Origin of the sequence: Pseudomonas sp. MPB26 (assembly GCF_046605355.1) — a bacterium.
Classification (GTDB): Bacteria; Pseudomonadota; Gammaproteobacteria; order Pseudomonadales; family Pseudomonadaceae; genus Aquipseudomonas; species Aquipseudomonas cedrina.
In genome coordinates, this window is record NZ_CP176793.1 from 5,052,174 (window position 1) to 5,078,436 (window position 26,263).

A 26,263-nucleotide genomic window follows, 5' to 3' on the forward strand; every position below is an offset into this window, starting at 1 on the left:
TTTGATGCGACGCCTGCAAGCGGTCAACGAAACGCCGGCACTACCTGTTCGATAAACAGTGCCAGGGACTTCTTCTTCTCGGCATGGGGCAGGCTGTTGTCGCACCAGAAGCTGAACTCATCCACGCCCAGTTCCTGGTAGTAACGGATGCGCGGGATGATCTCTTCTGCGGTGCCGATCATCGCGGTTTTATGCAGGCTTTCCAGTTCGAACTCTGGGCGTGCGGCGAACTTTTCTTCCGGGCTTGGCTCAAGGAAGCCGTTGACCGGCACGCTCTTGTTGCCGAACCAGGCATCGAAGGTGCGATAGAACTTCGAGATCGCCTTGGCCCCGACTTTCCAGCCTTGCGGGTCATCAGCGGCGTGCACGTGGGTATGACGCAGCACCATCAATTGCGGGCGCGGCACGCCAGGGTTGTTGTCCAGGGCGGCCTGGAACTTGTTCTTGAGGTCCAGGACTTCTTCGTCGCCCTTCATCAGCGGCGTGACCATCACGTTGCAGCCATTGGCGACTGCGAAATTATGCGAGTCGGGGTCGCGGGCGGCAATCCACATTGGCGGGCTGGGCTGCTGGATCGGCTTGGGCACGCTGGTGGAAGTCGGGAATTTCCAGATGTCGCCGTCGTGGGCGTAGTCGCCTTTCCACAGGGCGCGTACCACCGGCACCATCTCACGCAAGGCCTGGCCGCCGCTCGAGGCGGGCATGCCGCCGGCCATGCGGTCGAATTCGACCTGGTAAGCGCCACGGGCCAGGCCCACTTCCATGCGCCCGTTGCTGATCACGTCGAGCAACGCGCATTCGCCCGCCACCCGCAGCGGGTGCCAGAACGGCGCGATAATGGTGCCGGCGCCCAGGTGGATAGTGGTGGTCTTGGCCGCGAGGTAAGCCAGCAGCGGCATCGGGCTTGGCGATATGGTGTATTCCATCGCGTGGTGTTCGCCAATCCACACGGTGCTGAAGCCACCGGCTTCGGCCATCAGGGTCAGTTCGGTCAAGTCTTCGAACAGCTGACGGTGGCTGACGCTTTCATCCCAGCGTTCCATGTGTACGAACAGCGAAAATTTCATGACGCTTACCTCGGATCTATTGTTATTTTCCGCAAAAAAACGGGTTCGGCGGGGTGTCAGGCAGGCACCGGCAGGGTACCCATTTTGCCGTGGCAATACACCAGGGGCCCATCCGGCTGCGCCGGCACGATCAGGTTCTTGACCGAGCCCACCATGATGGCGTGGTCGCCGCCTTCGTATTCGCGCCACAACTCGCATTCAATGACGGCCGTGGCATTGGCCAGGATCGGATTGCCTAATGCACTCAGGGTCCACTCGATGCCTTGGGCTTTGTCCTTGCCTTTGCGCGCAAAGGCGTAGGCTTCGCTTTGCTGCCCGCCGGACAGCACATGGATGGCGAAGCGCTTGTTCTTGATCAGTACGGGGTAGGAGTCAGAGCTGTAGTTGGGGCAGAAGAGCACCAGGGCCGGGTCCATGGACAGCGAGCTGAACGCACTCGCCGTGAGGCCGACGATTTGGCCGTCGTCATCGAGCGTGGTGATCACGGTGACCCCGGACGGAAACGAACCCATCACTTGTTTGTAGATGGCGGCATCGATCATGGGATGGTCCTCTGCTATGAAGCGGTTTTTAAATTTATAGGTCTGATGGTATACCGTAATACAAGAGTTGCAAGGGCTTTTTTAAATGGGCGATGAGCGTATTAAAACCCCTCTAGTACGGGGTTTTTTACCCAGTTTAGACGCTTTTCAGGGCCTGGATCACCGTATCAGGAGCGGGCAAAAACAGCGGATCAGCCTTGTTAAAATGTTGGAATACCATAATATGGTGTTCATCTGAGGGGCAGCCGTAGAGCGCCCCCGGTTGGCGTCAAACAACTATAAGATCAGACAAACGCGAGTTATTCCTATGCCTCAGATGTCCCGGCAAGACCCCCTGATCGAGCATCACACGGTCGACTACGTCCCCCTCGCAGAGCGCCACGGGAAGGCCCGCGACCTGTTCACGTTGTGGTTCAGTACCAATATCGCGCCGCTGCCCATCGTCACCGGCGCGATGGTGGCCCAGGTGTTTCACCTCAACCTGCTGTGGGGGCTGCTGGCGATTGCCCTCGGGCATCTGCTTGGCGGTGTGGTGATTGCCCTTGCCTCGGCCCAGGGCCCGCGCATGGGCATCCCGCAGATGGTGCAGAGTCGCGGCCAGTTCGGGCGCTACGGCGCGCTGCTGATCGTGTTTTTCGCGGCGCTGATCTACGTCGGCTTTTTCATTTCCAATATCGTGCTGGCCGGCAAATCCATCGTCGGTATCGTGCCCTCGATGCCGGTGCCGGCGAGCATCCTGATCGGCGCCCTCAGCGCCACGGCCATCGGCGTGATCGGCTACCGCTTTATCCATACCTTGAACCGCATCGGCACCTGGGTGATGGGCAGCGCGTTGCTCGCCGGTTTTGTCTATATCTTTGCCCATGAGCTGCCGGCGGACTTTCTCACCCGCGGCGGCTTCAACGCCGCCGGCTGGCTGGCCACGGTGTCGCTCGGGGTGATCTGGCAGATCAGCTTCTCGCCCTACACCAGCGACTATTCGCGCTACCTGCCGGCGGACATCGGCATCACCCAGCCGTTTATCGCCACCTACCTGGGCGCAACCCTGGGCACCATCCTGTCGTTCGCCTTCGGCCTGGTGGCGGCGCTGGCGACACCGGAAGGCACCGAAGCCATGGTCGCGGTCAAACAAGCCACCGGCGCGCTGGGGCCGATCCTGATGGTGCTGTTTTTGCTCAATATCATCAGCCACAACGCCCTGAACCTGTACGGCGCGGTACTCTCGATCATCACCTCGATCCAGACCTTCGCCAGCCGCTGGACCCCCAGTATCAAGGTGCGCGTGGCGCTGTCGGGCTTGATCCTCACGGGTTGCTGCTTGGTGGCGCTGGGCGCGTCGGCGGACTTCATCGCGCAATTCATCGGGTTGATTCTTGCGTTATTGCTGGTGCTGGTGCCGTGGGCCTCGATCAACCTGATCGACTTTTACATCATCAAGCGCGGGGTGTATGACATTGCCTCGATCTTCCAGGCGGATGGCGGGGTGTATGGGCGGTTCAACCTGCATGCGATCGTGGCGTATTTCATCGGGATCATCGTGCAACTGCCGTTTGCCAATACGTCCTTGTATGTGGGGCCATGGGCCAACCTGGTGGAAGGCGCGGACCTGTCGTGGCTGGTGGGGTTGGCGGTGACGTGTCCGTTGTATTACTGCCTGGCGACGCGCAAGCAGACGCAGAAGGTCAGGGCCGTGAAGCTGCGTTACACCGACTAGGCACCCAATTGGCTCAAGTGCCCGGCCAGTGCCGTAATGCTGTTCAGTTAAGCGTATATCGCCCTCTGTAGGAGCGAGCTTGCTCGCGAAAAACGTCAACATTAACGCGTGTTTCCTGAATGAACGCGGAGCCTGTGCGTTTTTCGCGAGCAAGAGCTAGGCGCCCCCCTCGCTCCTACAAAAAGCCTTAACTGAACGGCATTACGGCCAGTGCCGGGCATTTTTGTATCCTCGATAAAAACAAAAAAAGGCCGCCACGACCCGACGTCGTGGCGACCCGAAGGTGATGCATTCGTCAGGTGTCAGTGCACCCCGGCCGCCTTGTTCAAATCACTCTCCGCCCACTGCGTATACACACACGCATCCGCCGTGGCCCAGCGCACTCGCACCGGGTCGCCGGTCTTCAGCGGCATCCCGGCCGCCGAGAGCGCCTTGACCGTCATTGACGTACCGCCCAGGGTCTTCACCGCGCACGTCTGGCTCTCGCCCAGAAACAGCACCTCCGCGACGATCGCCGAGACCTCATTCCAGCCCGCCGCCAACGGTTGCTCGGCGGCCTGTTCGACGCTCAGCGCCAGGGCCTTTTCCGGGCGCACCATCAGCAATACATCCTGCTCGGTGCGCAGCCCGCTGGTCAGGCGGATCGACAGCGACTGGCCTTCGAACGACGCCGCCGCATTGCCCTGGGCCTTGAGCTTGAGGAAGTTGGAGTTGCCGAGGAACGAGGCGACAAACGCGTTCGGCGGGTTCCGGTACAGGTCGAAACCGCTGCCCAGGCCGACAATCTTGCCGTGGCTGAAAATCGCGATGCGCTGGGACAGGCGCATGGCTTCTTCCTGGTCGTGGGTCACGTAGACGATGGTGATGCCCAGGCGCCGGTGCAATTGGCGCAGTTCGTCCTGCAGGTCTTCACGCAGCTTCTTGTCGAGGGCGCCCAGGGGTTCGTCCATCAGCAGGATTCGCGGCTCGTACACCAGCGCGCGGGCGATGGCGACGCGTTGTTGCTGGCCGCCGGAAAGCTGCGAAGGGCGGCGATGCGCAAACTGCTCAAGCTGTACCAGCTTGAGCATGGCGTCGACGCGTTTCTCGCGTTCGGCGCTGGCCAGTTTGCGGATGGCCAGGGGAAAGGCGATGTTGTCGCGCACCGACAAGTGCGGGAACAGCGAGTAGCGTTGGAACACCATGCCGATGTCGCGCTTGTGCGGCGGCACGTTGACCAGGGATTGCCCGCTCACCAGGATCTCGCCGCTGCTCGGCGTTTCAAAGCCGGCGAGCATTGACAGGGTGGTGCTCTTGCCCGAGCCGCTGGAGCCGAGGAAGGTGAGGAACTCGCCGTCCTGGATGTCCAGGGAGATGTTGTCCACGGCGGCAAAGTCGCCGTAGTACTTGTTCAGGTTGCGCAGGCTGACCAGGGGTTGGCCAGGGTTGCGCACATCTTGGATCACTGCACTCATGTTCTGCTCCTGGGCGCTTAGGCGCTGGTTTCAGTGCGCCGACGAAGGGCGGCGGCAATCACCATGACCAGCACCGACAGGCCGATCAGCAACGTCGAGGCGACGGCGATCACAGGCGTCAGGTCCTGGCGCAGGGTGGTCCACATTTTGACGGGAAGGGTTTGCAGGGTCGGGCTGGCCATCATCACGCTGAGCACCACTTCGTCCCACGAGACAAGAAACGCGAACAGCGCACCGGCCACCATGCCTGGGCGAATCGCCGGGAAGGTCACCTTGAACACCGCCTGCAAGCGCGAGGCGCCGCAGATCACCGCGGCGTCTTCAATCGACTGGTCGAACAGCTTCAGCGAGTTGATGATCGAGATGATGGTGAACGGCAGCGCGACAATCACATGGCTGACCACAAAGGCGAACATCGTGCCGGTGTAGCCGAGCTTGAGGAACAGCGCGTACACCGCCACGGCGATGATCACCAGCGGCACGATCATCGGCAGGGTGAACAGGCCATAAAGCAATTCGCGGCCGGGGAAGCGCCCGCGCACCAGGGCAAAGGCCGTCGGCAACCCCAGCGCGACGGCGAAAATCGTGGTCAGCACCGCCACCTTGAGGCTGGCCATCGCCGCGTTAATCCAGTCGGGGTTGGAGAAGAACTGGCCGTACCATTTCAGCGTCCAGCCGGGCGGCGGGAACACCAGCCATTGCGACGAGCCGAACGACAGCAGCACGATAAACACGATCGGCAAGAGCAGGAACAGGCCAATCAAACCGGTGGTGGTGTAGAGGCCCAGGCGCATCCTGCGGCTCATGGCGTTGGGGGTCAGGAGCATGACGGCTTACCTCGCGTTGCTGGCGCCAACCGGGGATTCCGGCTGGAGCTTCAGGTAGAAGTAGAACAGCACCAGCGTGATGAAAATCAGCAACGCCGCACCGGCACTGGCCAGGCCCCAATTGAGGAACGATTGCACCTGCTGAATGATGAACTCGGGCAACATCATGTTCTGCGCACCGCCCAGCAGGGCCGGGGTGACGTAGTAACCGAGGGACATCACAAACACCATCAACCCGCCGGAAAACAACCCCGGCCGGCACAGCGGCAGGAACACCCGGAAGAAGTTGGTCCAAGGGCTGGCGCCACAGATGGAACCGGCCTGCAGGATCATCGGGTCGATGGCCTGCATGGTCGCCTGCAGCGGCAACACGATGAACGGAATCATGATGTAGCTCATGCCGATCACCACGCCGGTGAGGTTATGCACCATTTCCAGCGGTTGATCGATGATGCCCATGGCCATCAGCGCCTTGTTGATCACTCCCGAGGCTTGCAGCAATACCAGCCAGGAATAGGTGCGGGCGAGCAGGCTGGTCCACATCGACAACAGCACGATATTCAGGATCCAGCGGCCCCAGCCGCGCGGCACCAGGGTAATCGCCCAGGCCAGCGGAAAGCCCAGCAGCAGGCTGAACAAGGTCACCAGGCCGGCCACCGAAAAGGTATTGAGCAGCACCCGCGCATACGCCGAGTTGGCGAACAGCTGTTCGTAGTTGCCCAGGCCCGGCACCGGCTCCAGCACGCCGCGCAGGAGGAGGCCGATCAGCGGCGCCAGGAAGAACAGGCCTAGGAACAGCAACGCCGGGATCAGGTTGCTCGACCCGCGCCAACGCTGCGCCAGGGACGGCGTCCCGGCCTTGGCGCCAACTGTACCGCAGGCGCCGAGGGCGCCTCCGGTCGGCGTGGTTGCCGTCATTTTCATTTGACTAGCCATTCATTCCACCGTGTCGCAATGGCCGGACCGTTTTTGGCCCAGTAAGCGAAATCGAGGGTGATCTGATCCTTTGCGTAGGCCGTCGGCAGGTTGGGCGCCAGGACCGAATCCAGGCGCTGCACGCTGTCGATGTTCACCGGCGCGTAGGCGGTCAGGTTGGAGAAATCCGACTGGCCCTTGGCGCTGCTGGCATTGGCCAGGAACTTCATCGCGGCGGCTTTGTTCTTCGAGCCTTTAGGCACCACGAGAATGTCGGCCATCACCAGGTTCTGCTTCCAGCTCACGCCCACCGGTGCGCCGTCTTCCTGCAAGGCGTGGATGCGGCCGTTCCAGAACTGGCCCATGCTGACTTCACCAGACGCCAGCAGCTGTTGCGACTGCGCGCCGCCGCCCCACCAGACGATGTCTTTCTTGATGGTGTCGAGTTTTTTGAAGGCGCGGTCCAGGTCCAGGGGGTAGAGCTTGTCGGCTGCAACACCGTCGGCCAGCAGCGCCAGTTCCAGCACGCCTGGGCTTGGCCATTTATAGAGGGCGCGTTTGCCGGGGTAGGTCTTGGTGTCGAACAAGGCGCTCCAGTCCTGCGGTTTGCCGGCGCCGAGCTTGCCTTCGTTGTAGCCGAGCACGAAGGAGAAGAAGAACGAACCGACGCCATGGTCGGAGACGAAACGCGGGTCGATCTTGTCGCGCTGGATCACCGAGAAATCGAGGGGCTCGAGCAGGCCTTCGGCGGCGGCGCGCAGGGCGAAGTCGGCTTCAACATCCACCACGTCCCACTGCACATTGCCGCTTTCGACCATGGCCTTGAGTTTGCCGTAGTCGGTGGGGCCGTCCTGGACCACGGTGATGCCGCTGGCCTTGCTGAAAGGATCGGCCCACGCCTGCTTCTGCGCATCCTGGGTGCTGCCGCCCCAGCTGACGAAATTGACGCTTTCGGCTGCCATGGCCGCGTGGCTGGCCGTCGCCAGCAAGCCCGCGAACAGCACCGCAGTTGCACCTTTGTTCAACACCATTTTTACGCCCTCATTGTTGTGTTTATGAGCGGGGCTTTGGAGTGCCCGCCTATCGGGAGCAGTCGGTCCGGATGACTGGTCAAGCTTGTCCGGCCTATGGAATATCATATTATGGTATTCCAAGCTTTGCGCAAGCACTTTGCCATACCGGCTATCCGCCAGCGCTGGGTTTGTCGCCTCAAATAAAGGGGATGCTTTCCACGACTTCCAGGTCGTAACCGGTCAAGCCTGCGTATTTCAACGGTGGGCCGAGGTGGCGCAATTTGCCCACACCCAGGTCTTGCAATATCTGCGCCCCGGTGCCGACTTCCGAATAAATCCGCGACTGCGACCGGTTGAACTGACGCGGCGCCTGAGTCAACTGCGGTACGCGTTCCAGCAATGCCTGGGACGATTCATGATTGGCCAGCACCACCACCACGCCGCTGCCTTCTGCCGCCACGCGTTGCAGGGCGGCCCACAAGGTCCAGTTAGAGGGGCCACTGTAGTCGGCGCCGACCAGGTCGCGCAGTGGGTCGATCACATGCACACGCACCAGCGCCGGTTCATCACGGCGCAGTTGGCCCATGACCATGGCCATGTGCACGCCGCCGTCGATGTGGTCTTCAAAGGTGATCAGGCGGAAGGTGCCGTGCACCGTGGGCAGGTCGCGTTCGCCGATGCGCACCACGGTGCGTTCGGTGCTGAGGCGGTAGTGAATCAGGTCGGCGATGGTGCCGATCTTGATCCCGTGCTTGTGGGCAAAGGCTTCCAACTCGGGGCGGCGGGCCATGGTGCCGTCATCGTTCATCACCTCGACGATCACCGAGGCCGGTGTGTGTCCGGCCAGGCGCGCCAGGTCGCAACCGGCTTCGGTGTGGCCGGCGCGGGTCAGTACGCCGCCATCCTTGGCGCGCAGCGGGAAGATATGCCCCGGCTGCACGATGTCGGCGGGGCCGGCGTTGATGTCGACGGCCGCCGCCACGGTGCGTGCGCGGTCGGCCGCGGAGATGCCGGTGGTCACGCCGGTGGCGGCTTCGATGGACACGGTAAACGCGGTGCTGAACACGCTGCCGTTGCTGGGCACCATCTGTTCCAGGCCCAGGCGTTGGCAGTGTTCGTCGGTGAGCGTCAGGCAGATCAGGCCGCGGGCTTCGCGGGCCATGAAACTGATAGTCTCGGCGGTGCAGCACGCCGCGGGCAGCAACAGATCGCCTTCGTTTTCCCGGTCTTCGTCGTCCACCAGCAACACCATCTTGCCCTGGCGGTAGTCTTCGATGATGTCTGCGATGCTGTTGAAGGGCATAGGGAATGCTCATGTTGTTGGCTTTGTGTATTATGGTATACCACAGAATTCAAGCAAGAGGATGTCAGGATGAAGGCTTACTGGATTGCCCATGTCGATGTGGCGGATGCCGAGCAATACACGCAATACACGAGCCGTGCGCCGGCGGCGTTCGCCAAGTTTGGCGGGCGCTTTCTGGCCAGGGGCGGGCGCAGTGAGGCGCTGGAAGGTGGGCCGGCGCGGCAGCGCAACGTAGTGATTGAGTTTGATAGCTATGAGCAGGCGCTGGCGTGCTACGCGTCTGTGGAATATCAAGAGGCAAAGGCGCAACGGGAAGGCGTGGCGCAGGCGCAGATTATTATCGTGGAAGGGCTGGCGCCTTAGATCAAGATCAAAAGCAGGTAGGATGAATTGTGCCGATCTGCTTTTCTGTGGGAGCTGGCTTGCCTGCGATGACATCAACTCGGTGTGCCTGATCTACCGAGGTGCCTGAATCGCAGGCAAGCCAGCTCCCACAAAAGCCAGTCAGCACAGGTTGAACCACATTCGGGCCGGGCTCAGCGCATAAAGTGAATCTTGCCGCTGTCATCATTCCCCATGTACATGCCATACACCCCCGCCTGGCGTTCCTCGATGTAACGTTCGAGGATCTGCCGGATCGCCGGGTAGTAGATGCTGTCCCAGGGGATGTCCTCGGGGGCGAAGAATCTGTAGGCCAGGGTTTCGTGCCCGAACTGGCCGGTGATCTCCAGCGCGATGGCGCGGAAGATGATGTACACCTCGCTGATTTTGGGCACGCTGAAGATCGAGTAGGGCGACACGATCTCGGCGCGCACGCCGCTTTCTTCCCAGACTTCGCGCAACGCCGCTTCTTCGGTGGTTTCGCCACCTTCCATGAAGCCGGCCGGCAGCGTCCAGGTGCCGGGGCGCGGGGGGATTGCGCGCTGGCACAGCAGGTATTTGCCGTCCTGCTCGATGATGCAGCCGGCGATGATCTTGGGGTTGATGTAGTGGATATAGCCGCAGCCCCGGCACATCAGGCGCTCGTGGGTGTCGCCCGGTGGCAGCTGGTGACCGAGGTCACGGCCGCCGCAGGTCGGGCAGAAGCTGGGGCTGGGCATGGTCAGTGACCTATGCGCGGTTCTTTGAGCGCAATGGGCAGGGTGATCTCGGGGAGCTTGCCGGTTTCTTCCTGTTTGCGCTTGAGGTAATCCAGGGCCACGGCGGCCGCTGCACGTACGTGGTCGACGCAAGCCTGGTGGGCGGCGAGGGGGTCACCGCTCTTGATCGCCTGGACCATGCGTTCCATTTCCTGGTTGCTGGCACCACGCCGGTTCTGCTGGGACACCGAGGTTGCGCGCAGGTAGCTGATGCGCGCCTGCAACTGGCGCAACTGGGTGGCGGCCACGTGGTTGCCGCAGCCTTCGAGCAACACATCGTAGAAGCCCTGCACGGAGTCGATCACTTGCTGCAGTTCGCCTTCCTTGAGGGCTTTGCGGTTTTCCTCGAGGGCTTTTTCCAGGGCCTTGATGTCCTTGGCCTTGGCGCGCAGGGTGAACAGTTGCACGATCAAGCCTTCGAGCACGCAGCGCAGTTCATAGATATCGACGGCATCGGCCAGGGTGATGATTGCCACCTGCGGGCCTTTGGCATCGGCGAATTCCACCAAGCCTTCGGACTCCAGGTGGCGCAAGGCTTCGCGCACCGACGTGCGGCTGACGCCGAGGCGGTCGCACAGGTCGCGTTCCACCAGGCGGTCACCGGGCAGCAGCTGGAAATTCATGATGGCGCTGCGCAGTTTCTCCAGAACTATTTCGCGCAGGGTGACCGGGTTGTGATTGACCTTGAAGCTGTCGTCGAGGGGCGCGCGTTTCATGGGGTCTGCTCTGAATGTAGCGGTTAACTGGAGGTCTCGGCATCGGCTTCGGCGAAGGCTTCACGGGCCAGCCGGAAGCTGTCCACGGCAGCGGGAACCCCGCAGTAAATGCCGACCTGAAGCAGAATTTCGCGTATTTGTTCACGACTCAGCCCGTTGCGCAAGGCGCCGCGCACGTGCAGCTTGAGTTCGTGAGGCCGATTGAGGGCCGAAATCATTGCCAAGTTTATCATGCTGCGTTCTTTAAGCGACAAACCCTCCCGGCCCCACACATGGCCCCAGCAGTACTCGGTGACCATGTCCTGCAGTGGCCGGGTGAAGTCGTCGGCGTTGTCGATTGAACGCTGTACGTAGGCTTCACCCAAGACCTGCGTGCGAATTTTCAGGCCCTGTTCATATTTTTCGTTGCTCATGCTTCAGCGCTCCTCAGGCCAGGGTCGGCAGCGGGCCCAGCTTGCCCTTGTGGTAGATCATCGGCGTGACCGGCTGCGCGGGCAGGATCAGGTTCTTCACCGCGCCGACAATGATCGCGTGGTCGCCACCGTCGTATTCGCGCCACAACTCGCACTCGATGATGGCCGTGGCGTTGGCCAGCAGCGGGTTGCCCAGCTCGCTCAGATGCCACTCGATACCCTTGGCCTTTTCCTTGCCTTTGCTGGCGAAGGCATAGGCTTCGGCGGTCTGGCCGGCGGACAGCAAGTGAATCGCAAAGCGTTTGCTGTCGCGCAGGATCGGGTAGGTGTCCGACGCGTAGTTGGGGCAGAACAGCACCAGGGCCGGGTCGATCGACAGCGCACTGAATGCGCTGGCGGTGATCCCGACGATGCCGCCGTCCGGGTCAAGGGTGGTGACCACCGTCACGCCCGAAGGGAATGAGCTCATGACGTCTTTGTAAATGCCGGGTTCGATCATGGTTGTGGACTCTTAACGCATCACAAAGGGATCAGGCATGGGCGCCTGGGACAGGTTGATCCACACCGTCTTCAGCTCGGTGTAGGCCAGCACCGAATCGATGCCGCTTTCGCGTCCGTAGCCGCTGTTTTTGAAGCCGCCGATGGGCGCCATGGCCGAGACGGCGCGGTAGGTGTTGACCCAGATGATCCCCGAACGCACGTCCCGGGCCAGTCGATGGGCGCGGCCCAGGTCGCGGGTCCAGATGCCGGCGGCGAGGCCGAACTGCGAGTCGTTGGCGATCGCCAGTGCTTGGGCTTCGTCCTTGAAACGGATCACCGAAGCCACCGGGCCGAACACTTCTTCCTGCATGATTTTCATCGAGTTGGTGTCGCACTCGAACAACGTCGGCTCATAGAACCAGCCTTCACCGAGGTTCTGCGGGCGCTTGCCGCCGGTGCGCAGGCGCGCGCCTTCGGCGATGGCGTCCGCGACCAGGCCTTCGACCACCGCCAGTTGCTGGGCGGTGGCCATGGGGCCCATTTCGCTGGCATCGTCCAGAGGGTTGCCGATGCGGATGCGCTGGGCACGTGCCACCAGGCGCTCGACGAACTCGTCGTAGATGTCCTCCTGCACCAGCAGGCGCGAACCGGACACGCAGCTCTGGCCGGAAGCCGCATAGATACCGGCGATAGCACCATTGATGGCGCTGTCGAGGTCGGCGTCGGCAAAAATGATATTCGGTGACTTACCGCCCAGTTCCAGCGACAGCTTGGCGAAGTTCTCCGCGCTGCTGCGCACCACATGCCGTGCGGTAGCCGCGCCGCCGGTGAAGGCGATCTTGCGCACCAGCGGGTGGCGGGTGAGGGCGGCGCCGGTACCCGGACCGTAGCCGGTCACCACGTTGACCACGCCCGGCGGAATACCGGCTTCGAGGGCCAGGCGCGCCAGTTCCAGAATGGTTGCCGAGGCGTGTTCCGAGGGTTTGATCACGATGGTATTGCCCGCCGCGAGGGCCGGCGCGAGCTTGATCGCGGTCAGGTACAGCGGGCTGTTCCACGGAATGATCGCGGCGACCACGCCCATGGCTTCGTGCACGGTGTAGGCGAACAGGTCCGGTTTGTCCAGCGGCAGGGTGCCGCCTTCGAGCTTGTCGGCCAGGCCTGCGGTGTAGTGGAAGAATTCCGGCAGGTAGCTGACCTGGCCGCGGGTCTCGCGGATCAGCTTGCCGTTGTCGCGGCTTTCCAGCTGCGCCAGTTGCTCGGTGTTCTGGGCGATCAAATCGCCCAGGCGGCGCAGTAGCTTGCCCCGTGCGGTGGCGGTGAGGTCACGCCAGGCCGGGCTTGCGAAAGCCGTTTGCGCGGCCTGTACGGCGCGGTCCACGTCGGCTTCATCGGCATCGGGCAGTTGCGCCCAGGGTTCGGCCAGGGCCGGGTTGAGGCTGTCGAAGGTCTTGCCGGACAGGGCATCGACCCATTCGCCGCCGATGCACATCTGGAAGCGTGCGAGTGTCATGCAACGATCCCCTTTATTGGAGTGTTTTGGGCGTACACGTTGGCCAGAAACCCCAGCAGCAGGCTATTGACCAGGCGCGGTGATTCCACCGGCATCATATGCCGTTGCTCGGCCAGCACCGCAACCGTGGCGCCGGGAATGCGGTCGGCCAGTTGCCGGGCCATTTCCGGCGTCGAGCCGGGGTCCAGTTCGCCGGTGGCGACCAGGGTGGGCGCGCGCAGCCCCTTGAGGTCATCGGCGCGATACATGTCCTGAGTCGCAAACAGCTCATAGGTGGTGAGGTAACCCTGGGGATCATTGCCCGCCAGGGTCTGGCGCAGGGCGGCGATCTGCGCCGGGTTGGCCGCCTGGTATTCACGGCTGAACCAGCGCGACAGTGCCGCTTCTGCATTTGCATCCGGTCCGTGTTCGGCGGCCTGGGCGGTGCGCGCGATCACGCCGGCGCGCTGCTCGGGGCTGCGGTTGAACACACTGTTAAGCACCACCAGGCTTTTGAGACGGTCGGGGTAATGCAGGGCGAACGCCCGTGCAACCAAACCGCCCATGGAAAACCCGATCACCGTGGCCTGGGGCAGTTGCAGGTGGTCGAGCAGCTCCAGCAACTGGTCCGCATAGCCGAGCAACGGCGTGCCGGCGGCCGGACGCGGGCTGGCGCCATGGCCGAGCATGTCATAGCTGATCACGTGGTAGTGGGAGGCCAGGCCAACGACTTGCCCGCCCCACATTTCTTTGTTCAGGCCCACGCCGTGGATCAAAACCACAGGCTGGCCTTGGCCGGTCGCCAGATAACTGGTGCCGGCCGGGGTGCGTTCAGCGGTGAGCCGAATCATGGAGCGCTCCTGCATGCTTTTTGTTATGGCCGGTGCTGCTTACTGGGCTTTTTCAGCCGCCAGCTCTTCCAGGTCGATGTAACGGTTGCCGATCCGTGGGTGCAGGCGACCGCCATCGGCGCAGCCCAGCACGACGACGATTTCGTCAGCGCGCGGCGCGTCTTCGATCTGCATTTCCAGGGTGATGTAGTGCGAGCGCAGGCCTTCGTCGTCCTTGTGCATCATCGGAATCTGGATCGAGGTGCCCGGGCCGCCGCGCTTGTTGGTGAAGCTCAGGTAGCTCTTGGCCTTGACCGCTTCACGGTAGTGGTTGCCGAAGCGCAGGGTATGGATGATCGCGCTCGCGTGTTCGATCTCGCCATCGGCACCCACCACGGCCGCTTTGCCATAGGCCTGGATGTTCTCGGCACCACCGATGATGCCCACCAGGCGCTCGACCATGAGTGCGCCGAGATCGGAGCAGTTGGCGCGGATCTCCGGCTTCAGGTCGTCGACGAAACCACGACCCAGCCAGGGGTTCTTCAGCACCACCGCCAGGCCAACCATTTTCACGGGCGTGTCGGAAGCTTTGCCGCCCTCGATAAAGGTCTCTTCTACATAACTGACGATCTTGCGGATTTCGAAACTCATGGGCTGCTCCGTCTAAGTGAGGGTCTGCGTATGATGGTATACCATAATACGAGAAGCGCAATAGGCGACAGCAAGATCCCAGCAAGCGCGCGTGGTAGCGCTCCAGCAGGGCTTGTCGAGTTGTGAGGGGAGGGGTGTGGCGATCAGGCGGTGAAAGGCTCACCGCCTGCTTTGGAGGGGATGTCAGTACTTGAAGCGGCCCACCAGGCCCTTGAGTTGGCCGGAAATATCCGTCAACCGACCTGAGCCGGTCTGCGCCGTGTGGGCAAACTCTTCGACCAGTTGCGCATCGGCATGGATCTGCGCGATGTGCCGGTTGATCTCTTCGGCCACCTGGTGCTGTTCTTCGGCGGCCGTGGCGATCTGAGTGTTCTGGTCGCGGATCGAGTCCACCGAGCCGCGGATCTTGTCGAAGCTGTCGCGGGCCTGCTGGATACGTTCCACGCTGGTGTGCGACACCAGCAGACTGCCTTGCATCTGCTGCGTGACTTCCTGGGTGCGACGGGCGAGGTTGCCGAGCAGGCTGTCGATTTCGCCCGTGGAGTCGGCGGTACGCCGGGCCAGGGCGCGGACTTCGTCGGCGACTACCGCGAAGCCACGGCCCTGGTCACCGGCGCGTGCGGCTTCGATGGCAGCGTTGAGCGCCAGCAGGTTGGTCTGTTCGGCAATCGAACGGATGGTGTCGAGGATGGTGTTGATGTTTTTGCTGTCTTGCTCCAGCAGTTGCATGGTCTGGGTTGACTTCTGCAGGTCTTCGCTGAGCTTGAGCACGCTGCCGGTGGCTTCGCCGATATGCTGCTGGCCATCGTGCACGTCGCGGTAGCCTTCGTCGGCACTGACGGCGGCGGCGCTGCAGGAACGCGCGACTTCGTTGGCGGTGGCCACCATTTCATTGAACGCGGTGCTCACCAGCTCCACGGCTTCGCGTTGACGGCCGGCGGCCTGGTTCATGTTGTGAGCCACCTCGCTGGTGTCGGCAGCGGCGGTCTGCAAGTCGGAAGAGGCGTTGCCGATGCGCTGCACCAGTTGGGCGATCATGCCCAGGAACTGGTTGAACCAGCCGGCCAGGCTGGCGGTTTCGTCCTTGCCTTGCACCTGGAGCTGGCGGGTCAGGTCGCCTTCACCTTCGGCAATTTCTTGCAGGCCGTCGGCCACGCCGCGAATCGGGCGCACGATCATGCTGGCGAAACTGGCGCCGACAAGGGCGAACACCACGGCCAATGCAGCGGCGATGGCAGCGATCAACCAAGTCAGGCTGGTGGCGCCGGCCATCACTTCATCGCGCTTGATCAGCCCGATAAAGCGCCAGCCCAGGTCTTTGGAGCTGACCACGTTGGCCATGTAGGCGACGCCGTCGATGTCGATCTGGGTGACGCCGTCACCGCCCTTGGCCAGTTCAGCGTAGTTCGGGCCCAGGTCGGCCAGCGGCTTGAAGTTATGCTTGGCATCGCTGGGGTCCACCAGCACGTTGCCGTTGCCTTCCACCAGCATCAAGTAGCCGCTGTCGCCGAGCTTGATGTTGCGCACCAGCTCGGTGAGCTGCTTGAGCGACACGTCCAGCCCGACCACGCCGAGAATGTTACCGGTGGCGTCGGCGACGGTGCGCACGGTGCCGATCAGCACCACATCGTCGGGCGCCCAGTAATAGGCGCCGGTACGCACGGTGCTGCCCGGCGCCGCGATGGCGGCCTTGTACCAAGGGCGCACGCGCGGGTCGTAGTTGTTCAGTTTAGTGTCGTCAGGCCAGCTGGCGTAGCCGCCATCGGCGAGGCCCAGGGACAGGTAAGCGGTGCTCGGATGGCTTTTGGCGAACTGGTCGAAAATCGCCAGCAGCTCTTTGTTGGTCGGGGTCAGCGGGATTTGCGTCGCGTCGGCGCCAGCGTAGCTCTTGAGGTCCTTGGCCGCGACAACGCGCGGGTCCTTGGCCACGAAGTCGACGTTCTGGCTGATGCCGTCGAAGAATTGCTTCATGCCGTTGTCGATCTGGCGGATCTCGCGACCGCTGCTGTCGAGGAAATTGGCCAGGGCCCCCTCGCGAAGATTCAACACGACCAGCACGGCCACCAGAATGACCGGCACGCACGCGATGGCGGCAAACGCCCAGGTCAGCTTTTGCTTGATATTCATGACTTCACCCGCGGGTATTTATAATTTTGGCAAGGGGGAAACAGTAGCGTCGAGCGTCGCATGTGTTGTTTTGAGGGGGTGTGACCCATGCGTACCCTTTATATCGACTGCACGGGCACGCACTTGAGGACCGGAGGGTGTTTAACCGATGCGCTCGCCACCCAGCGCGTCGCGCTGCATCGACTGCAGGTTTTTCTCGATGGTTTCGCAGATGGTTTCCATCTGGATCTGGTGCTCACTGGAGCTGAACGGGCTTTGCAGGTCGGTGCCGATGCGTTCGATGGCCAGCAGCATGAAGCCCACCACCGTCGAGGCCAACGGGGTGAACCAGCCCAGCGATTCCACCAGGCCCACCGGAACGATCAGGCAGAACAGCGAGATAAACAGGCGCGGGAAATACACGTAGGGGTAGGGCAGCGGTGTGTTGGCGATACGCTCCATGCCGCCCTGAGCGTTGGACAAGTCCACCAGGGTCGACTCCAGCCGCGCCAGGCGGATGCTGTCCAGGTGGCCGGTTTTGTATTCCTTGGCCAGCAAGGCGGCGGAGCCGGTGAGAATATCGTTGGCAAAGTTATTGGTCGCGCCATTGCGGGCAAATTCTTCGGCGGGGATAAACGCACGCACTTCCTCAGGACACGGCTCGCCCTTGAGGTGCGCGGCCAGGCAGTTCACATAGGCGACATGGCGGCGTAACAGGGTGGCCTTGACCGGGTTCACCTCGCCGTCGGGGTCGTCCAGCAGGGTCAGGACCTGGCGCGCAAAGCTGCGCGAATTATTCACCATCGCGCCCCACAGGGTGCGGGCTTCCCACCAGCGGTTGTAGGCGCTGCTGTTGCGAAAACTGATCAGCACCACCAGCGCCGAGCCCAGCAGGGTCAGAGGCATTAATGGCAAATTGATCTTGGCGGTGAGAAACAGCATGAAATCCACGGTGACGGCGACGTCCCACAGCAACAGCCAGAACAGCGCCCAGCCTACGTAGCCCATGGTCTTGATGATCAAACGGTATTTTTTGATGATGGCGGCTTTCAAACGAGGACCTCGCGCGAGCGGTAAGCAACAGTGCCTTAGCTCGGACGCCAGTGAATGGGGAAGGTTCGCCGTGGGCCTGAATCGTTTAAGCTGCTCGTCGGTTGCCTGCTGTTGGATCCAAAATTCTGGAGGTTTCATGAAAATCGGTGTGATTTCCGACACCCACGGCCTGTTGCGGCCTGAAGCCGTGGCGGCACTGGAGGGCTGCGAGCAGATCATCCACGCCGGCGATATCGGCGGCTCCGAGATTCTCGACCAGTTGGCGCGCATCGCGCCGTTGCACGTTGTACGCGGCAATAATGACCAGGGCGCGGCGTGGGCGGAGCAGGTGCCTGATCATCTGATGATCGATGTGAACGGTTGGCAGGCCTTGGTTGTGCATGACATTGCCGACGTACCGGCCTTGCTCGACCACGCGACGCGCCTGGTGATCACCGGCCACTCGCATAAACCGCTGATCGAGTGGCGGGCCGAGACGCTGTATGTGAACCCCGGCAGCGCAGGGCGGCGGCGCTTCAAACTGCCGGTGACGCTGGCGGTGCTGGACGTGCAGGCAAAGCGCATAGAGCCGCGGCTTATCGCGCTGCTGGACTGATACGACGACTACCGCTGGGCGAGAACGCTGGCCAGCAACCCAGGAAAGCGGCTCTCCAGCTCATCGCCGCGCAGCGAGTTCATGTGGGTGGTGCCCACACTGCGGGTGTGCACCAGGCCGGCATCGCGTAAAACCCGGAAGTGATGGGACATGCTGGATTTTGGCCGCCCACCGTCCAGTTCGCCGCAGGTCGCCTCCGGCACGCCGGCCAGGCAACGCACGATGTCCAGGCGCACTGGATCACTCAAGGCGTAGAGCACGCGTTCGAGGGTCAGGTCTTGAGGGGTGGGGTGTTTGAAGGCTCGCATGGCGCGGATGATAACAGGGGGGTATCGCTGAATACCATAGTTCGATTACCATCGAACTATCGAATCACTCATCTGTTGCTGGAGTCCCCCATGTCGGCATTGTTCGAACCCTTCACCCTCAAAGACGTCACCCTGCGTAACCGTATCGCCATTCCGCCGATGTGCCAATACATGGCCGATGACGGCATGGTCAACGATTGGCACCATGTGCACCTGGCCGGCATGGCCCGTGGCGGCGCCGGGCTGCTGGTGGTCGAAGCCACCGCGGTATCCCCTGAAGGCCGCATCACGCCGGGCTGCGCCGGTATCTGGAGCGATGCCCACGCCGAAGCGTTCGTGCCGATGGTCCAGGCGATCAAGGCCGCGGGTTCGGTGCCGGGCATCCAGATCGCCCACGCCGGGCGTAAGGCCAGCGCCAACCGTCCATGGGAAGGCGATGACCACATGCCGGCCTCTGACGCACGCAGCTGGGAAACCATTGCGCCGTCGGCCATTGCCTTTGGTGCCAACCTGCCGAACGTGCCGCGCGCCATGACCCTGGACGACATCGCCCGGGTCAAACAGGATTTCGTCGACGCCGCCCGTCGCGCCCGTGACGTCGGCTTTGAATGGATCGAGCTGCACTTCGCCCACGGCTACCTGGGCCAGAGCTTCTTCAGCGAACACTCCAACCAGCGCACCGACGCCTACGGCGGCAGCTTCGACAACCGCAGCCGTTTCCTCCTGGAAACCCTGGCCGCCGTGCGCGAAGTGTGGCCGGAAAACCTGCCGCTGACCGCGCGTTTCGGCGTGATCGAATACGACGGCCGCGACGAGCAGACCCTCACCGAATCCATCGAGCTGGCCCGTCACTTCAAGGCCGGCGGCCTCGACCTGTTGAGCGTCAGCGTGGGCTTCACCATCCCTGACACCAACATTCCATGGGGCCCGGCATTCATGGGCCCGATCGCCGAACGCGTGCGCCGCGAAGCCGGTATCCCGGTGACCTCGGCCTGGGGCTTTGGTACGCCGCAACTGGCGGAAGGCGCGTTGCAGGCTGGGCACCTTGACCTGGTTTCGGTAGGTCGTGCGCACCTGGCTGACCCGCACTGGGCGTATTTCGCGGCCAAGGAGCTGGGTGTCGAGAAGTCCTCGTGGACCTTGCCGGCGCCGTATGCGCATTGGCTGGAACGCTATCGCTGAGCTGAGCCAAGCGTGTAATGAGCCACTCGTTTGAGTGGCTTTTTTTCGGCCGGATTTTGATACAAACCAGATACCAAAAAAATAACGAATGAGAATAGATGTCAAACGAGAATGGTTGGTATACCATGCCCGCCGAATTCTTGGCAGGTCTGCCGCCCCATCTGGCTCATTCACTAGGTCCAACTCCCATGCGTCGTACCCTGATTTCCATCTGTGTGCTGCAGGCGTTTTCTCCCTTCAGTTGGGCAGACGTCGCCCCCTCCGAAAAAGCCAGCCTGGAGTTGCAAGCGACCAGCGTGACCGGCACGGCGGATTTCGAAACGGCGCAAGGGCCTGTCAAGGGTTACCACGCCACACGTTCGGCCAGTGCGACGCGCACCGACACCTCGATTCATGAAACGCCACAGTCCATCACCGTGGTTTCCAAAGACGTGGTCGAGGACATCGGCGCGACCCGACTGCAGGAGGCCCTCGATTACGCCGGCGGCGTGGGTCGGGCGAACAACTTCGGTGGCCAAGGCCTTACCAGTTTCACCGTGCGTGGCTTTACCACCGCTGAGTTTTATCGCAATGGGTTTCCCGTCAACCGCGGCTACCCGGCCATGCCCGACGCCAACACCATTGAACGCCTTGAAGTACTGCGCGGCCCGGCGACCATGCTCTACGGCCGTGGCGATCCCGGCGGTACCTTCAACGTGGTCTCCAAGCAGCCCCTGGCCGAGCGCACCGTCACGTTGGGCAGCCAGTTGGATGATCAGGGCATGAAGCGCGGCACCCTGGATGCCTCCGGCCCGTTGGACGACGAAGGGCGCCTGGCCTATCGCCTGAACGTGGTGGGCGAGGGCGGCGATACCTTCCGCGACCATGTTTCCACCGAACGTTACGGCGTGGCCCCGGTGTTGAGCTGGCAGGTCAATGACGCCACGAAGTTGATCTTCGAAGGCGACTTCATCCGCAACAACCACCCGCTGGATCGCGGCCTGACCCGCTTTGCCAACCAACGCGGGACGCCGTCGCGCGACACCTTCTGGGGTGAAAAATACGCCGGCGACCTGCACAACGATAACAACACCGCGCAGTTGCGCTTCGAGCATATGCTCAACGACAACTGGACCCTGGGCGGTGGTTTCCAGTGGCTCGACGGCGCGATGAAGGGCAATGGCGTGGAGGCCAACGGCGCGACCAGCCTGGGCGCCGACGGCCGCACCCTGCAGCGCAACTTCAACTACCGCAAGCTGGAATGGACCGACAAGGACTATCAGCTCAACTTGACCGGGCACTTCTCTACTGGCGGTTTTGATCACACCCTGCTGACCGGCGTCGAGTACGAAGACTACGATTATAAATCGATCATCCAGCGCTCCAGCGCTGCGACGGGCACCTTTCCGATCGATATCTTCAACCCGGTCTACGGCCAGCCGCGTCCGGCGCTGACCCGCACGCCCACCCATGACAAGGAAAACCTCAAGACCTACGCGGCCTTCGTCCAGGACCAGGTGGCGCTGACCGAGCGTTTGAAAGTTCTCGCAGGTGCACGCTTTGAGCGTTTCGAGCATAAGTATGAATCCTACGCAGGCGCCCCGAACTGGAACGCGGCCGATAATGCCGTCACCCCGCGCGTCGGCGTGATGTACGACCTCACCGATACCGTCGCGATTTATGCCGATGCCGCCCGCTCCTTCAAACCGAACACCGGTGCCAGCCGCCAGGGTGGCGGGTTCGAACCGGAGAAAGGCAAGTCCTATGAGATGGGCGTGAAATGGGAAGCGCTGGATAAACAGCTGAGCGTCGACGCGGCGATCTACCAGATCGAAAAGAAAAACGTCCAGGGTGTCGACCCGCTTGACTCCGCTTTCAACGTTGCGACCGGTCAGGTGCGCAGCCGCGGTTTCGACCTGAATGTGGCCGGTAACCTGACGCCTGAATGGCGGGTGATCGGCGGCTATGCATACGTGGATGCGGCGGTCACCAAGGATACGGCGGTTCGTACAGGGACGCGCCTGGCCAACATCCCGCGTAACAGCTTCAGCCTGCTTAACGTGTATGAGTTCCAGGACGGCACGCTCAAGGGACTGGGCCTTGGCGCAGGTACAAAATACGTGGCGGATCGTGCCGGGCAGACCACCAATACTACATTCACCATGGATGCTTACACGGTGGTCGACCTGCTGGGTTACTACAAGGTCAACGAGAACGTACGGCTCAACCTGGATGTGAAAAACCTATTCAACCGCGAGTACGAAGAGGGTTCGTTCCAGAACTTCTATGCCTACCCTGGTGAGCCGCGTACCGTGCAGGTAGGCATCTCGTACACCTTGTAATGGCTGCCCGTCGGCGTGCAATCCTCCAACCGGTGATTGCACGCCACGTCACAACCCCGGCAGAAAACCCCGCCTGCGCTCAAAAAAGCGTTTACGCCTTCCCCGAGAGATGAGAAAAGCATGCCCATTTCCCCGGAGATGGACATCCCATGCCTCGCTCAGTCTTCATCACCCGCCTGGTCGTCGCCCTGCTGATCGGCGCCGCGCTGTGGTACATCTGGATCATCGCCAGCCCCAAGCTGGAAATCGGCGGTGCCAGCCCGGATCAGCAGCAGTTGGGCACCTTGCAGGGCCTGAGTCCGTATGGCTTCGCCGACTCGGGTACCGGCGTTGTGGTGACGGCCCAAGGGACGTGGTTGGTAGGGCGGGTCAATGATGAATGTCACAGGTTCGAACCGAGTGCCGAAGAGGTCAACCTGACCGAGCAGCTCTACGGCAAGACCCCGAAGGCGCCGGAAGAGGAAAGCACGTATTCCAGCTTCTTCTCAGGCAGCAAACCCCAGACCACCTTTGTGTCGCGCCTGGGGGCTGACGGCGAGTTCAAGCCAGTGGCCCGGCTCAGTGGCGGCGCGTCCTTGGTGGCCAGTGCCGATGGCGCACGGGTGTTTCTGCTCACCGACCTGCAGCGTCCCAAGGGCGCCGATGGCCAGGTGGTGTTCAGCAGTGATGACCAGGGCAAGACCTGGAACTTGTTGACCGATGATTTCTTTCCCGGGATAGGGGGGGCGCTGGTGCTCCTTGATCCGTACTTTTACAGCAAGGACGAGGTCTGGGCCTGGGGCCTCCCCGAAGAAATCGAGGATGCGTCCAACAGTCTATCGACCGGAGTGTACTACTCCAGTGCCGGCGGCCTGCACAGTACGCCGATCATGACCCCACACTCTTTGGTGGTAGGGTCTGAGTACGCAAGCGGCAAACGCCCGGATATCAAGCAATGGCACGATTCAAGCGACCAAGTGACCCACGTGCTGCAATTGGATGCCCGACGCGCCTATATCTGGGTGTCCCAGCGCTTCTGGGGCAGCTCCCCGGATGACAAGGACGGCAACGTGGCGGCCAGCGTCACCACCCGGGTGGAACTCACGCGCACGGCCGGGACCTGGCAGGTGGGCAGGATCGAACGTGAAGACGGCTTGTACATCACCGACCTGGGCAGTAACGGCGAGGGGCGTGTGCTCGGCCTGATCGACCAGGGCTCGCGTGGGCAGGCCATGGTCGCTGAAATGAACACCACTACCCTGGCCTGGCAGCCCCTGGGCGATGTGCCCAATGTGTTTTCGCCACTGGCCGCCAGCACCCAGGCGCAGCGGTTGTGGGTGGGGCGCGATAGCCTGATGATCAGCACCTACAGCGAACACCACCCACCGCGTTGGCTGTACTGGTGGGGCGATGCGAACATCTCGGCCGGGGCAGTGTTTTATTCCAACGACTGGGGCCAGGGCTGGAGACGCCTGGCCCTGGACGACCACGGCGTGCTCGGTTTCGACGCTGCCAGCGACCGGGTAATCTGGGCCAAGCCAAGTCAGCGTGATGGCGTCGGCATTCATACCTACGGCTTGCGTTAAAGCGGACCTTGAGCCGCAGTGGTGAACGGCTTCAGAGCGGAGTGAGCACGTTCATCACCGTATCCAACGCCACCCGCGTGTCATCCAACTGCACCAGCGACGCATGCCGCGCGCCCAGTGCGTCGCGGTTTTTGATCGCGGTCAGGATCGCCTTGTGCCGGGGCAGGCTCAGGCCCTGGATATCCGGGCGGCGGTTGGTGATGTTGATCGACTCGCGCAACGGCAACGACAGCATGTTGCACATATAGGCGAGCAGGTCGTTGCGGGTGGCGTCGGCAATGGCGCGGTGGAAGTCCAGGTCGGCCTGCAACAGGTCTTCGTGGGTCTTCGCGGTTTCCATGCCGCCGTAAGCCTTCTCGATGATGGCGATGTCTTCGTCGGTGGCCGTGGTCGCCGCCATGGCCGCGATTTCCGGTTCCAGAATGCGCCGCACACCGGCCAGCGTGTTGAAAAACTCGCTGTGGGGCGTGGACTGCATCAACCAGGACAGTACGTCCGGGTCGAGCAGGTGCCATTTCAAGCGGGGCCGCACCACCGCGCCGACCCGAGGCTTGGAATACACCAGGCCCTTGGCGCTGAGCACCCGTGTCGCCTCGCGCAACACCGAGCGGCTGACCTTGTACTCCTCGCAGAGCGTGGCCTCCATGGGCAGCCGTTCTTCGGGCTTGAAGCGGCCGGAAACGATGTGCATGCCCAAGTCCTGAACGATCTGGGCATGCTGGCTCTTGCGCGGCTTGGGCGGCTGGTGATCCATAACGACGGGGAGGCTCTGGCTTAGATTCGCGGCATCATAGCATCCCAATTAGTGGGAATGCCGTGGGACTTCCGCCCCGCGGCAACCCACCAGGAAATCGAAGTCGCAACCCTGGTCGGCCTGCAGTACATGGTCGATGTACAGCTGGCGATAGCCACCGACGATGAGCTTTTCGGAGGGCGCCAGGTTCGCCATCCGCTCTGCCAGCTCGGCGTCAGGGATGTCCAGGTGCAGGCGGCCATTGGCGCAGTCCAGTTCGATCCAATCGCCTTCCTTCACCGCGGCCAACGGCCCGCCGGCTGCGGCTTCCGGCGCCACATGCAACACCACCGTGCCGTACGCCGTGCCGCTCATGCGCGCATCGGAAATACGCACCATATCCGTCACGCCCTGGGCCAGCAGCTTGGCCGGCAGGCCCATGTTGCCGACTTCGGCCATGCCTGGGTAACCCTTGGGCCCGCAGTTTTTCATGACCAGGATCGAGTTGGCGTCCACGTCCAGCTCCGGGTCGTTGATGCGTGCCTTGTACATGTCGAAGTTCTCGAACACCACCGCGCGGCCGCGGTGCTGCATCAGCTCCGCGCTGGCGGCGGAGGGCTTGAGCACCGCGCCCAGCGGCGCCAGGTTGCCACGCAGCACGCAGATGCCGCCGTCGGCGCGGATCGGGTTGTCGAGGGTGCGGATCACTTCATCCTGGCCGTAGATCGGCGAGTCCTTGGTGTTCTCGCCCAGGGACTTGCCATTCACGGTCAAGGCATTCGGGTGCGGGATCAGGTTGGCTTCACCGAGGCGGCGCAGCACGGCGGGCAGGCCACCGGCGTAGTAGAACTCTTCCATCAGGAAACGCCCCGACGGCTGCAGGTCGACAATGGTCGGCATGCCACGGCCGATGCGGGTCCAGTCATCCAGGTCCAGCTCCACGCCGATGCGCCCGGCGATGGCCTTGAGGTGGATCACGGCGTTGGTCGAGCCGCCGATGGCCGCGTTCACGCGAATCGCGTTTTCGAACGCCTCTTTGGTGAGGATCTTGGAGAGCTTCAAATCTTCGCGCACCATCTCTACCGCGCGCATGCCCGACATATGCGCCAGCACATAGCGCCGTGCATCCACCGCCGGGATCGCCGCGTTGTGGGGCAGGGAGGTGCCCAGTGCTTCGGCCATGCAGGCCATGGTGGAGGCCGTGCCCATGGTGTTGCAGGTGCCCGCCGAACGCGACATGCCGCCCTCGGCCGCGAGGAAATCATCCAAGGTAATGGTGCCGGCTTTCACCTGTTCGCTGAGCTGCCACACCACGGTGCCCGAGCCGATGTCCTGGCCCTTGTGCTTGCCGTTGAGCATCGGCCCGCCGGTAACCACGATGGCGGGCACGTCGCAACTGGCGGCGCCCATCAGCAGCGCCGGGGTGGTCTTGTCGCAGCCGGTCAGCAGCACCACGCCGTCAATCGGGTTGCCGCGAATCGCTTCTTCCACGTCCATGCTCGCCAGGTTGCGGGTGAGCATGGCGGTAGGGCGCAGGTTCGATTCGCCGTTGGAAAACACCGGGAACTCCACCGGGAAGCCGCCGGCCTCGATCACGCCGCGTTTGACGTGCTCGGCGATCTGGCGGAAATGCGCGTTGCACGGGGTCAGCTCCGACCAGGTGTTGCAGATGCCGATGATCGGCTTGCCATGGAACTGATGGTCGGCAATGCCCTGGTTCTTCATCCAGCTGCGGTACATGAAGCCGTTCTTGTCGGCGGTACCGAACCACTGGGCGGAGCGTAGGCCGGGCTTTTTATCAGACATGATCGATTCTCTTATTGTATGACTATATGTTCTATGCG

At 62.4% G+C, this 26,263-nt stretch carries 24 protein-coding genes and 2 pseudogenes; 6 read left to right on the forward strand and 20 right to left on the reverse strand.

Annotated elements, in window-relative coordinates; all coding sequences use genetic code 11:
• Positions 1-23: 23 nt before the first annotated feature.
• Together ACLH0H_RS23230 and ACLH0H_RS23235 are read right to left on the reverse strand one after the other, a co-directional pair.
• Positions 24-1,067, reverse strand: a complete 1,044-nt coding sequence (locus ACLH0H_RS23230; protein WP_411379800.1) for an LLM class flavin-dependent oxidoreductase — start codon at positions 1,065-1,067, stop codon at positions 24-26.
• A 56-nt stretch (positions 1,068-1,123) separates the two neighbouring features.
• Positions 1,124-1,609, reverse strand: a complete 486-nt coding sequence (locus tag ACLH0H_RS23235; RefSeq protein WP_307401268.1) for a flavin reductase family protein — start codon at positions 1,607-1,609, stop codon at positions 1,124-1,126.
• Between the two features lie 307 nt (positions 1,610-1,916).
• Between ACLH0H_RS23235 and ACLH0H_RS23240 the strand changes: the two genes are divergently transcribed.
• Entirely contained in the window at positions 1,917-3,323 is a 1,407-nt protein-coding gene (locus ACLH0H_RS23240) for a purine-cytosine permease family protein (RefSeq protein WP_411379801.1), read from the forward strand.
• A gap of 302 nt (positions 3,324-3,625) precedes the next feature.
• Here the strand turns inward: ACLH0H_RS23240 and ACLH0H_RS23245 are convergent, their stop codons facing one another.
• From ACLH0H_RS23245 to ribBA, 5 genes are all read right to left on the reverse strand, one after another.
• Positions 3,626-4,777: an ABC transporter ATP-binding protein gene (locus ACLH0H_RS23245; protein WP_411379802.1), complete on the reverse strand. Its 1,152-nt coding sequence runs from the start codon at positions 4,775-4,777 to the stop codon at positions 3,626-3,628.
• Positions 4,778-4,794: 17 nt separating this feature from the next.
• On the reverse strand, positions 4,795-5,604 hold the full coding sequence (locus ACLH0H_RS23250; RefSeq protein WP_411379803.1) for an ABC transporter permease: 810 nt from the start codon (positions 5,602-5,604) through the stop codon (positions 4,795-4,797).
• Positions 5,605-5,610: 6 nt separating this feature from the next.
• On the reverse strand, positions 5,611-6,540 hold the full coding sequence (locus ACLH0H_RS23255; RefSeq protein WP_411379804.1) for an ABC transporter permease: 930 nt from the start codon (positions 6,538-6,540) through the stop codon (positions 5,611-5,613).
• Entirely contained in the window at positions 6,525-7,550 is a 1,026-nt protein-coding gene (locus tag ACLH0H_RS23260; RefSeq protein ID WP_411379805.1) for an ABC transporter substrate-binding protein, read from the reverse strand. Before ACLH0H_RS23260 ends, ACLH0H_RS23255 begins: the two co-directional genes overlap by 16 nt.
• Before the next feature lie 178 nt (positions 7,551-7,728).
• Positions 7,729-8,835: a bifunctional 3,4-dihydroxy-2-butanone-4-phosphate synthase/GTP cyclohydrolase II gene (ribBA, locus tag ACLH0H_RS23265; protein WP_411379806.1), complete on the reverse strand. Its 1,107-nt coding sequence runs from the start codon at positions 8,833-8,835 to the stop codon at positions 7,729-7,731.
• A gap of 69 nt (positions 8,836-8,904) precedes the next feature.
• Here ribBA and ACLH0H_RS23270 point away from each other — a divergent pair, with 69 nt between their 5' ends.
• Complete coding sequence (locus ACLH0H_RS23270; protein WP_411379807.1) at positions 8,905-9,198, forward strand: DUF1330 domain-containing protein; 294 nt, start codon at positions 8,905-8,907, stop codon at positions 9,196-9,198.
• 173 nt (positions 9,199-9,371) lie between these two features.
• On the opposite strand, the gene ACLH0H_RS23275 is transcribed toward ACLH0H_RS23270, so the two are convergent.
• The 10 genes and pseudogenes from ACLH0H_RS23275 to ACLH0H_RS23320 form a co-directional block, all read right to left on the reverse strand.
• Entirely contained in the window at positions 9,372-9,935 is a 564-nt protein-coding gene (locus ACLH0H_RS23275; protein ID WP_411379808.1) for an NUDIX hydrolase, read from the reverse strand.
• Between the two features lie 2 nt (positions 9,936-9,937).
• Positions 9,938-10,690, reverse strand: coding sequence for a GntR family transcriptional regulator (locus ACLH0H_RS23280; RefSeq protein ID WP_057721964.1), 753 nt, complete (start codon positions 10,688-10,690; stop codon positions 9,938-9,940).
• A gap of 23 nt (positions 10,691-10,713) precedes the next feature.
• Positions 10,714-11,103: a carboxymuconolactone decarboxylase family protein gene (locus ACLH0H_RS23285; RefSeq protein WP_411379809.1), complete on the reverse strand. Its 390-nt coding sequence runs from the start codon at positions 11,101-11,103 to the stop codon at positions 10,714-10,716.
• Between the two features lie 13 nt (positions 11,104-11,116).
• Positions 11,117-11,602: a flavin reductase family protein gene (locus ACLH0H_RS23290; protein WP_411379810.1), complete on the reverse strand. Its 486-nt coding sequence runs from the start codon at positions 11,600-11,602 to the stop codon at positions 11,117-11,119.
• A 12-nt stretch (positions 11,603-11,614) separates the two neighbouring features.
• Positions 11,615-13,096, reverse strand: a complete 1,482-nt coding sequence (locus ACLH0H_RS23295) for an aldehyde dehydrogenase (RefSeq protein WP_411379811.1) — start codon at positions 13,094-13,096, stop codon at positions 11,615-11,617.
• Positions 13,093-13,926, reverse strand: coding sequence for an alpha/beta fold hydrolase (locus ACLH0H_RS23300; RefSeq protein ID WP_307401230.1), 834 nt, complete (start codon positions 13,924-13,926; stop codon positions 13,093-13,095). The genes ACLH0H_RS23295 and ACLH0H_RS23300 overlap by 4 nt, the downstream gene beginning before the upstream one ends.
• 39 nt (positions 13,927-13,965) lie before the next feature.
• On the reverse strand, positions 13,966-14,556 hold the full coding sequence (locus ACLH0H_RS23305; protein WP_411379812.1) for an amino acid synthesis family protein: 591 nt from the start codon (positions 14,554-14,556) through the stop codon (positions 13,966-13,968).
• 183 nt (positions 14,557-14,739) lie between these two features.
• Positions 14,740-15,276 (reverse strand): annotated as a pseudogene (locus tag ACLH0H_RS23310) (methyl-accepting chemotaxis protein); the annotation flags it as partial.
• A gap of 324 nt (positions 15,277-15,600) precedes the next feature.
• Positions 15,601-16,683, reverse strand: a pseudogene (locus tag ACLH0H_RS23315) (cache domain-containing protein); the annotation flags it as partial.
• Positions 16,684-16,824: 141 nt separating this feature from the next.
• Positions 16,825-17,715 carry a bestrophin family protein gene (locus ACLH0H_RS23320; protein ID WP_076954347.1) on the reverse strand — a complete coding sequence of 297 codons (891 nt, stop codon included), beginning with the start codon at positions 17,713-17,715 and terminating at the stop codon, positions 16,825-16,827.
• A 136-nt stretch (positions 17,716-17,851) separates the two neighbouring features.
• Between ACLH0H_RS23320 and ACLH0H_RS23325 the strand changes: the two genes are divergently transcribed.
• A complete protein-coding gene (locus tag ACLH0H_RS23325) occupies positions 17,852-18,310 on the forward strand; it encodes a metallophosphoesterase family protein (protein ID WP_411379813.1) in 459 nt (152 codons plus the stop codon).
• Positions 18,311-18,318: 8 nt separating this feature from the next.
• On the opposite strand, the gene ACLH0H_RS23330 is transcribed toward ACLH0H_RS23325, so the two are convergent.
• The gene (locus tag ACLH0H_RS23330) at positions 18,319-18,618 is read right to left on the reverse strand and encodes an ArsR/SmtB family transcription factor (RefSeq protein WP_186690345.1); all 300 of its coding nucleotides are present in this window, start codon (positions 18,616-18,618) and stop codon (positions 18,319-18,321) included.
• Between the two features lie 90 nt (positions 18,619-18,708).
• Between ACLH0H_RS23330 and ACLH0H_RS23335 the strand changes: the two genes are divergently transcribed.
• The 3 genes from ACLH0H_RS23335 to ACLH0H_RS23345 all read left to right on the forward strand — a co-directional run bounded on the left by ACLH0H_RS23335 (position 18,709) and on the right by ACLH0H_RS23345 (position 23,686).
• Entirely contained in the window at positions 18,709-19,800 is a 1,092-nt protein-coding gene (locus ACLH0H_RS23335; protein WP_411379814.1) for an NADH:flavin oxidoreductase/NADH oxidase, read from the forward strand.
• Positions 19,801-19,988: 188 nt separating this feature from the next.
• Entirely contained in the window at positions 19,989-22,121 is a 2,133-nt protein-coding gene (locus ACLH0H_RS23340; RefSeq protein WP_411379815.1) for a TonB-dependent siderophore receptor, read from the forward strand.
• A gap of 149 nt (positions 22,122-22,270) precedes the next feature.
• Positions 22,271-23,686, forward strand: coding sequence for a hypothetical protein (locus ACLH0H_RS23345; protein WP_411379816.1), 1,416 nt, complete (start codon positions 22,271-22,273; stop codon positions 23,684-23,686).
• 31 nt (positions 23,687-23,717) lie between these two features.
• On the opposite strand, the gene ACLH0H_RS23350 is transcribed toward ACLH0H_RS23345, so the two are convergent.
• Both ACLH0H_RS23350 and ACLH0H_RS23355 read right to left on the reverse strand, forming a co-directional pair.
• Complete coding sequence (locus tag ACLH0H_RS23350; protein ID WP_076954340.1) at positions 23,718-24,440, reverse strand: FadR/GntR family transcriptional regulator; 723 nt, start codon at positions 24,438-24,440, stop codon at positions 23,718-23,720.
• 48 nt (positions 24,441-24,488) lie between these two features.
• The gene (locus tag ACLH0H_RS23355) at positions 24,489-26,225 is read right to left on the reverse strand and encodes an IlvD/Edd family dehydratase (RefSeq protein ID WP_411379817.1); all 1,737 of its coding nucleotides are present in this window, start codon (positions 26,223-26,225) and stop codon (positions 24,489-24,491) included.
• Positions 26,226-26,263: the final 38 nt, after the last annotated feature.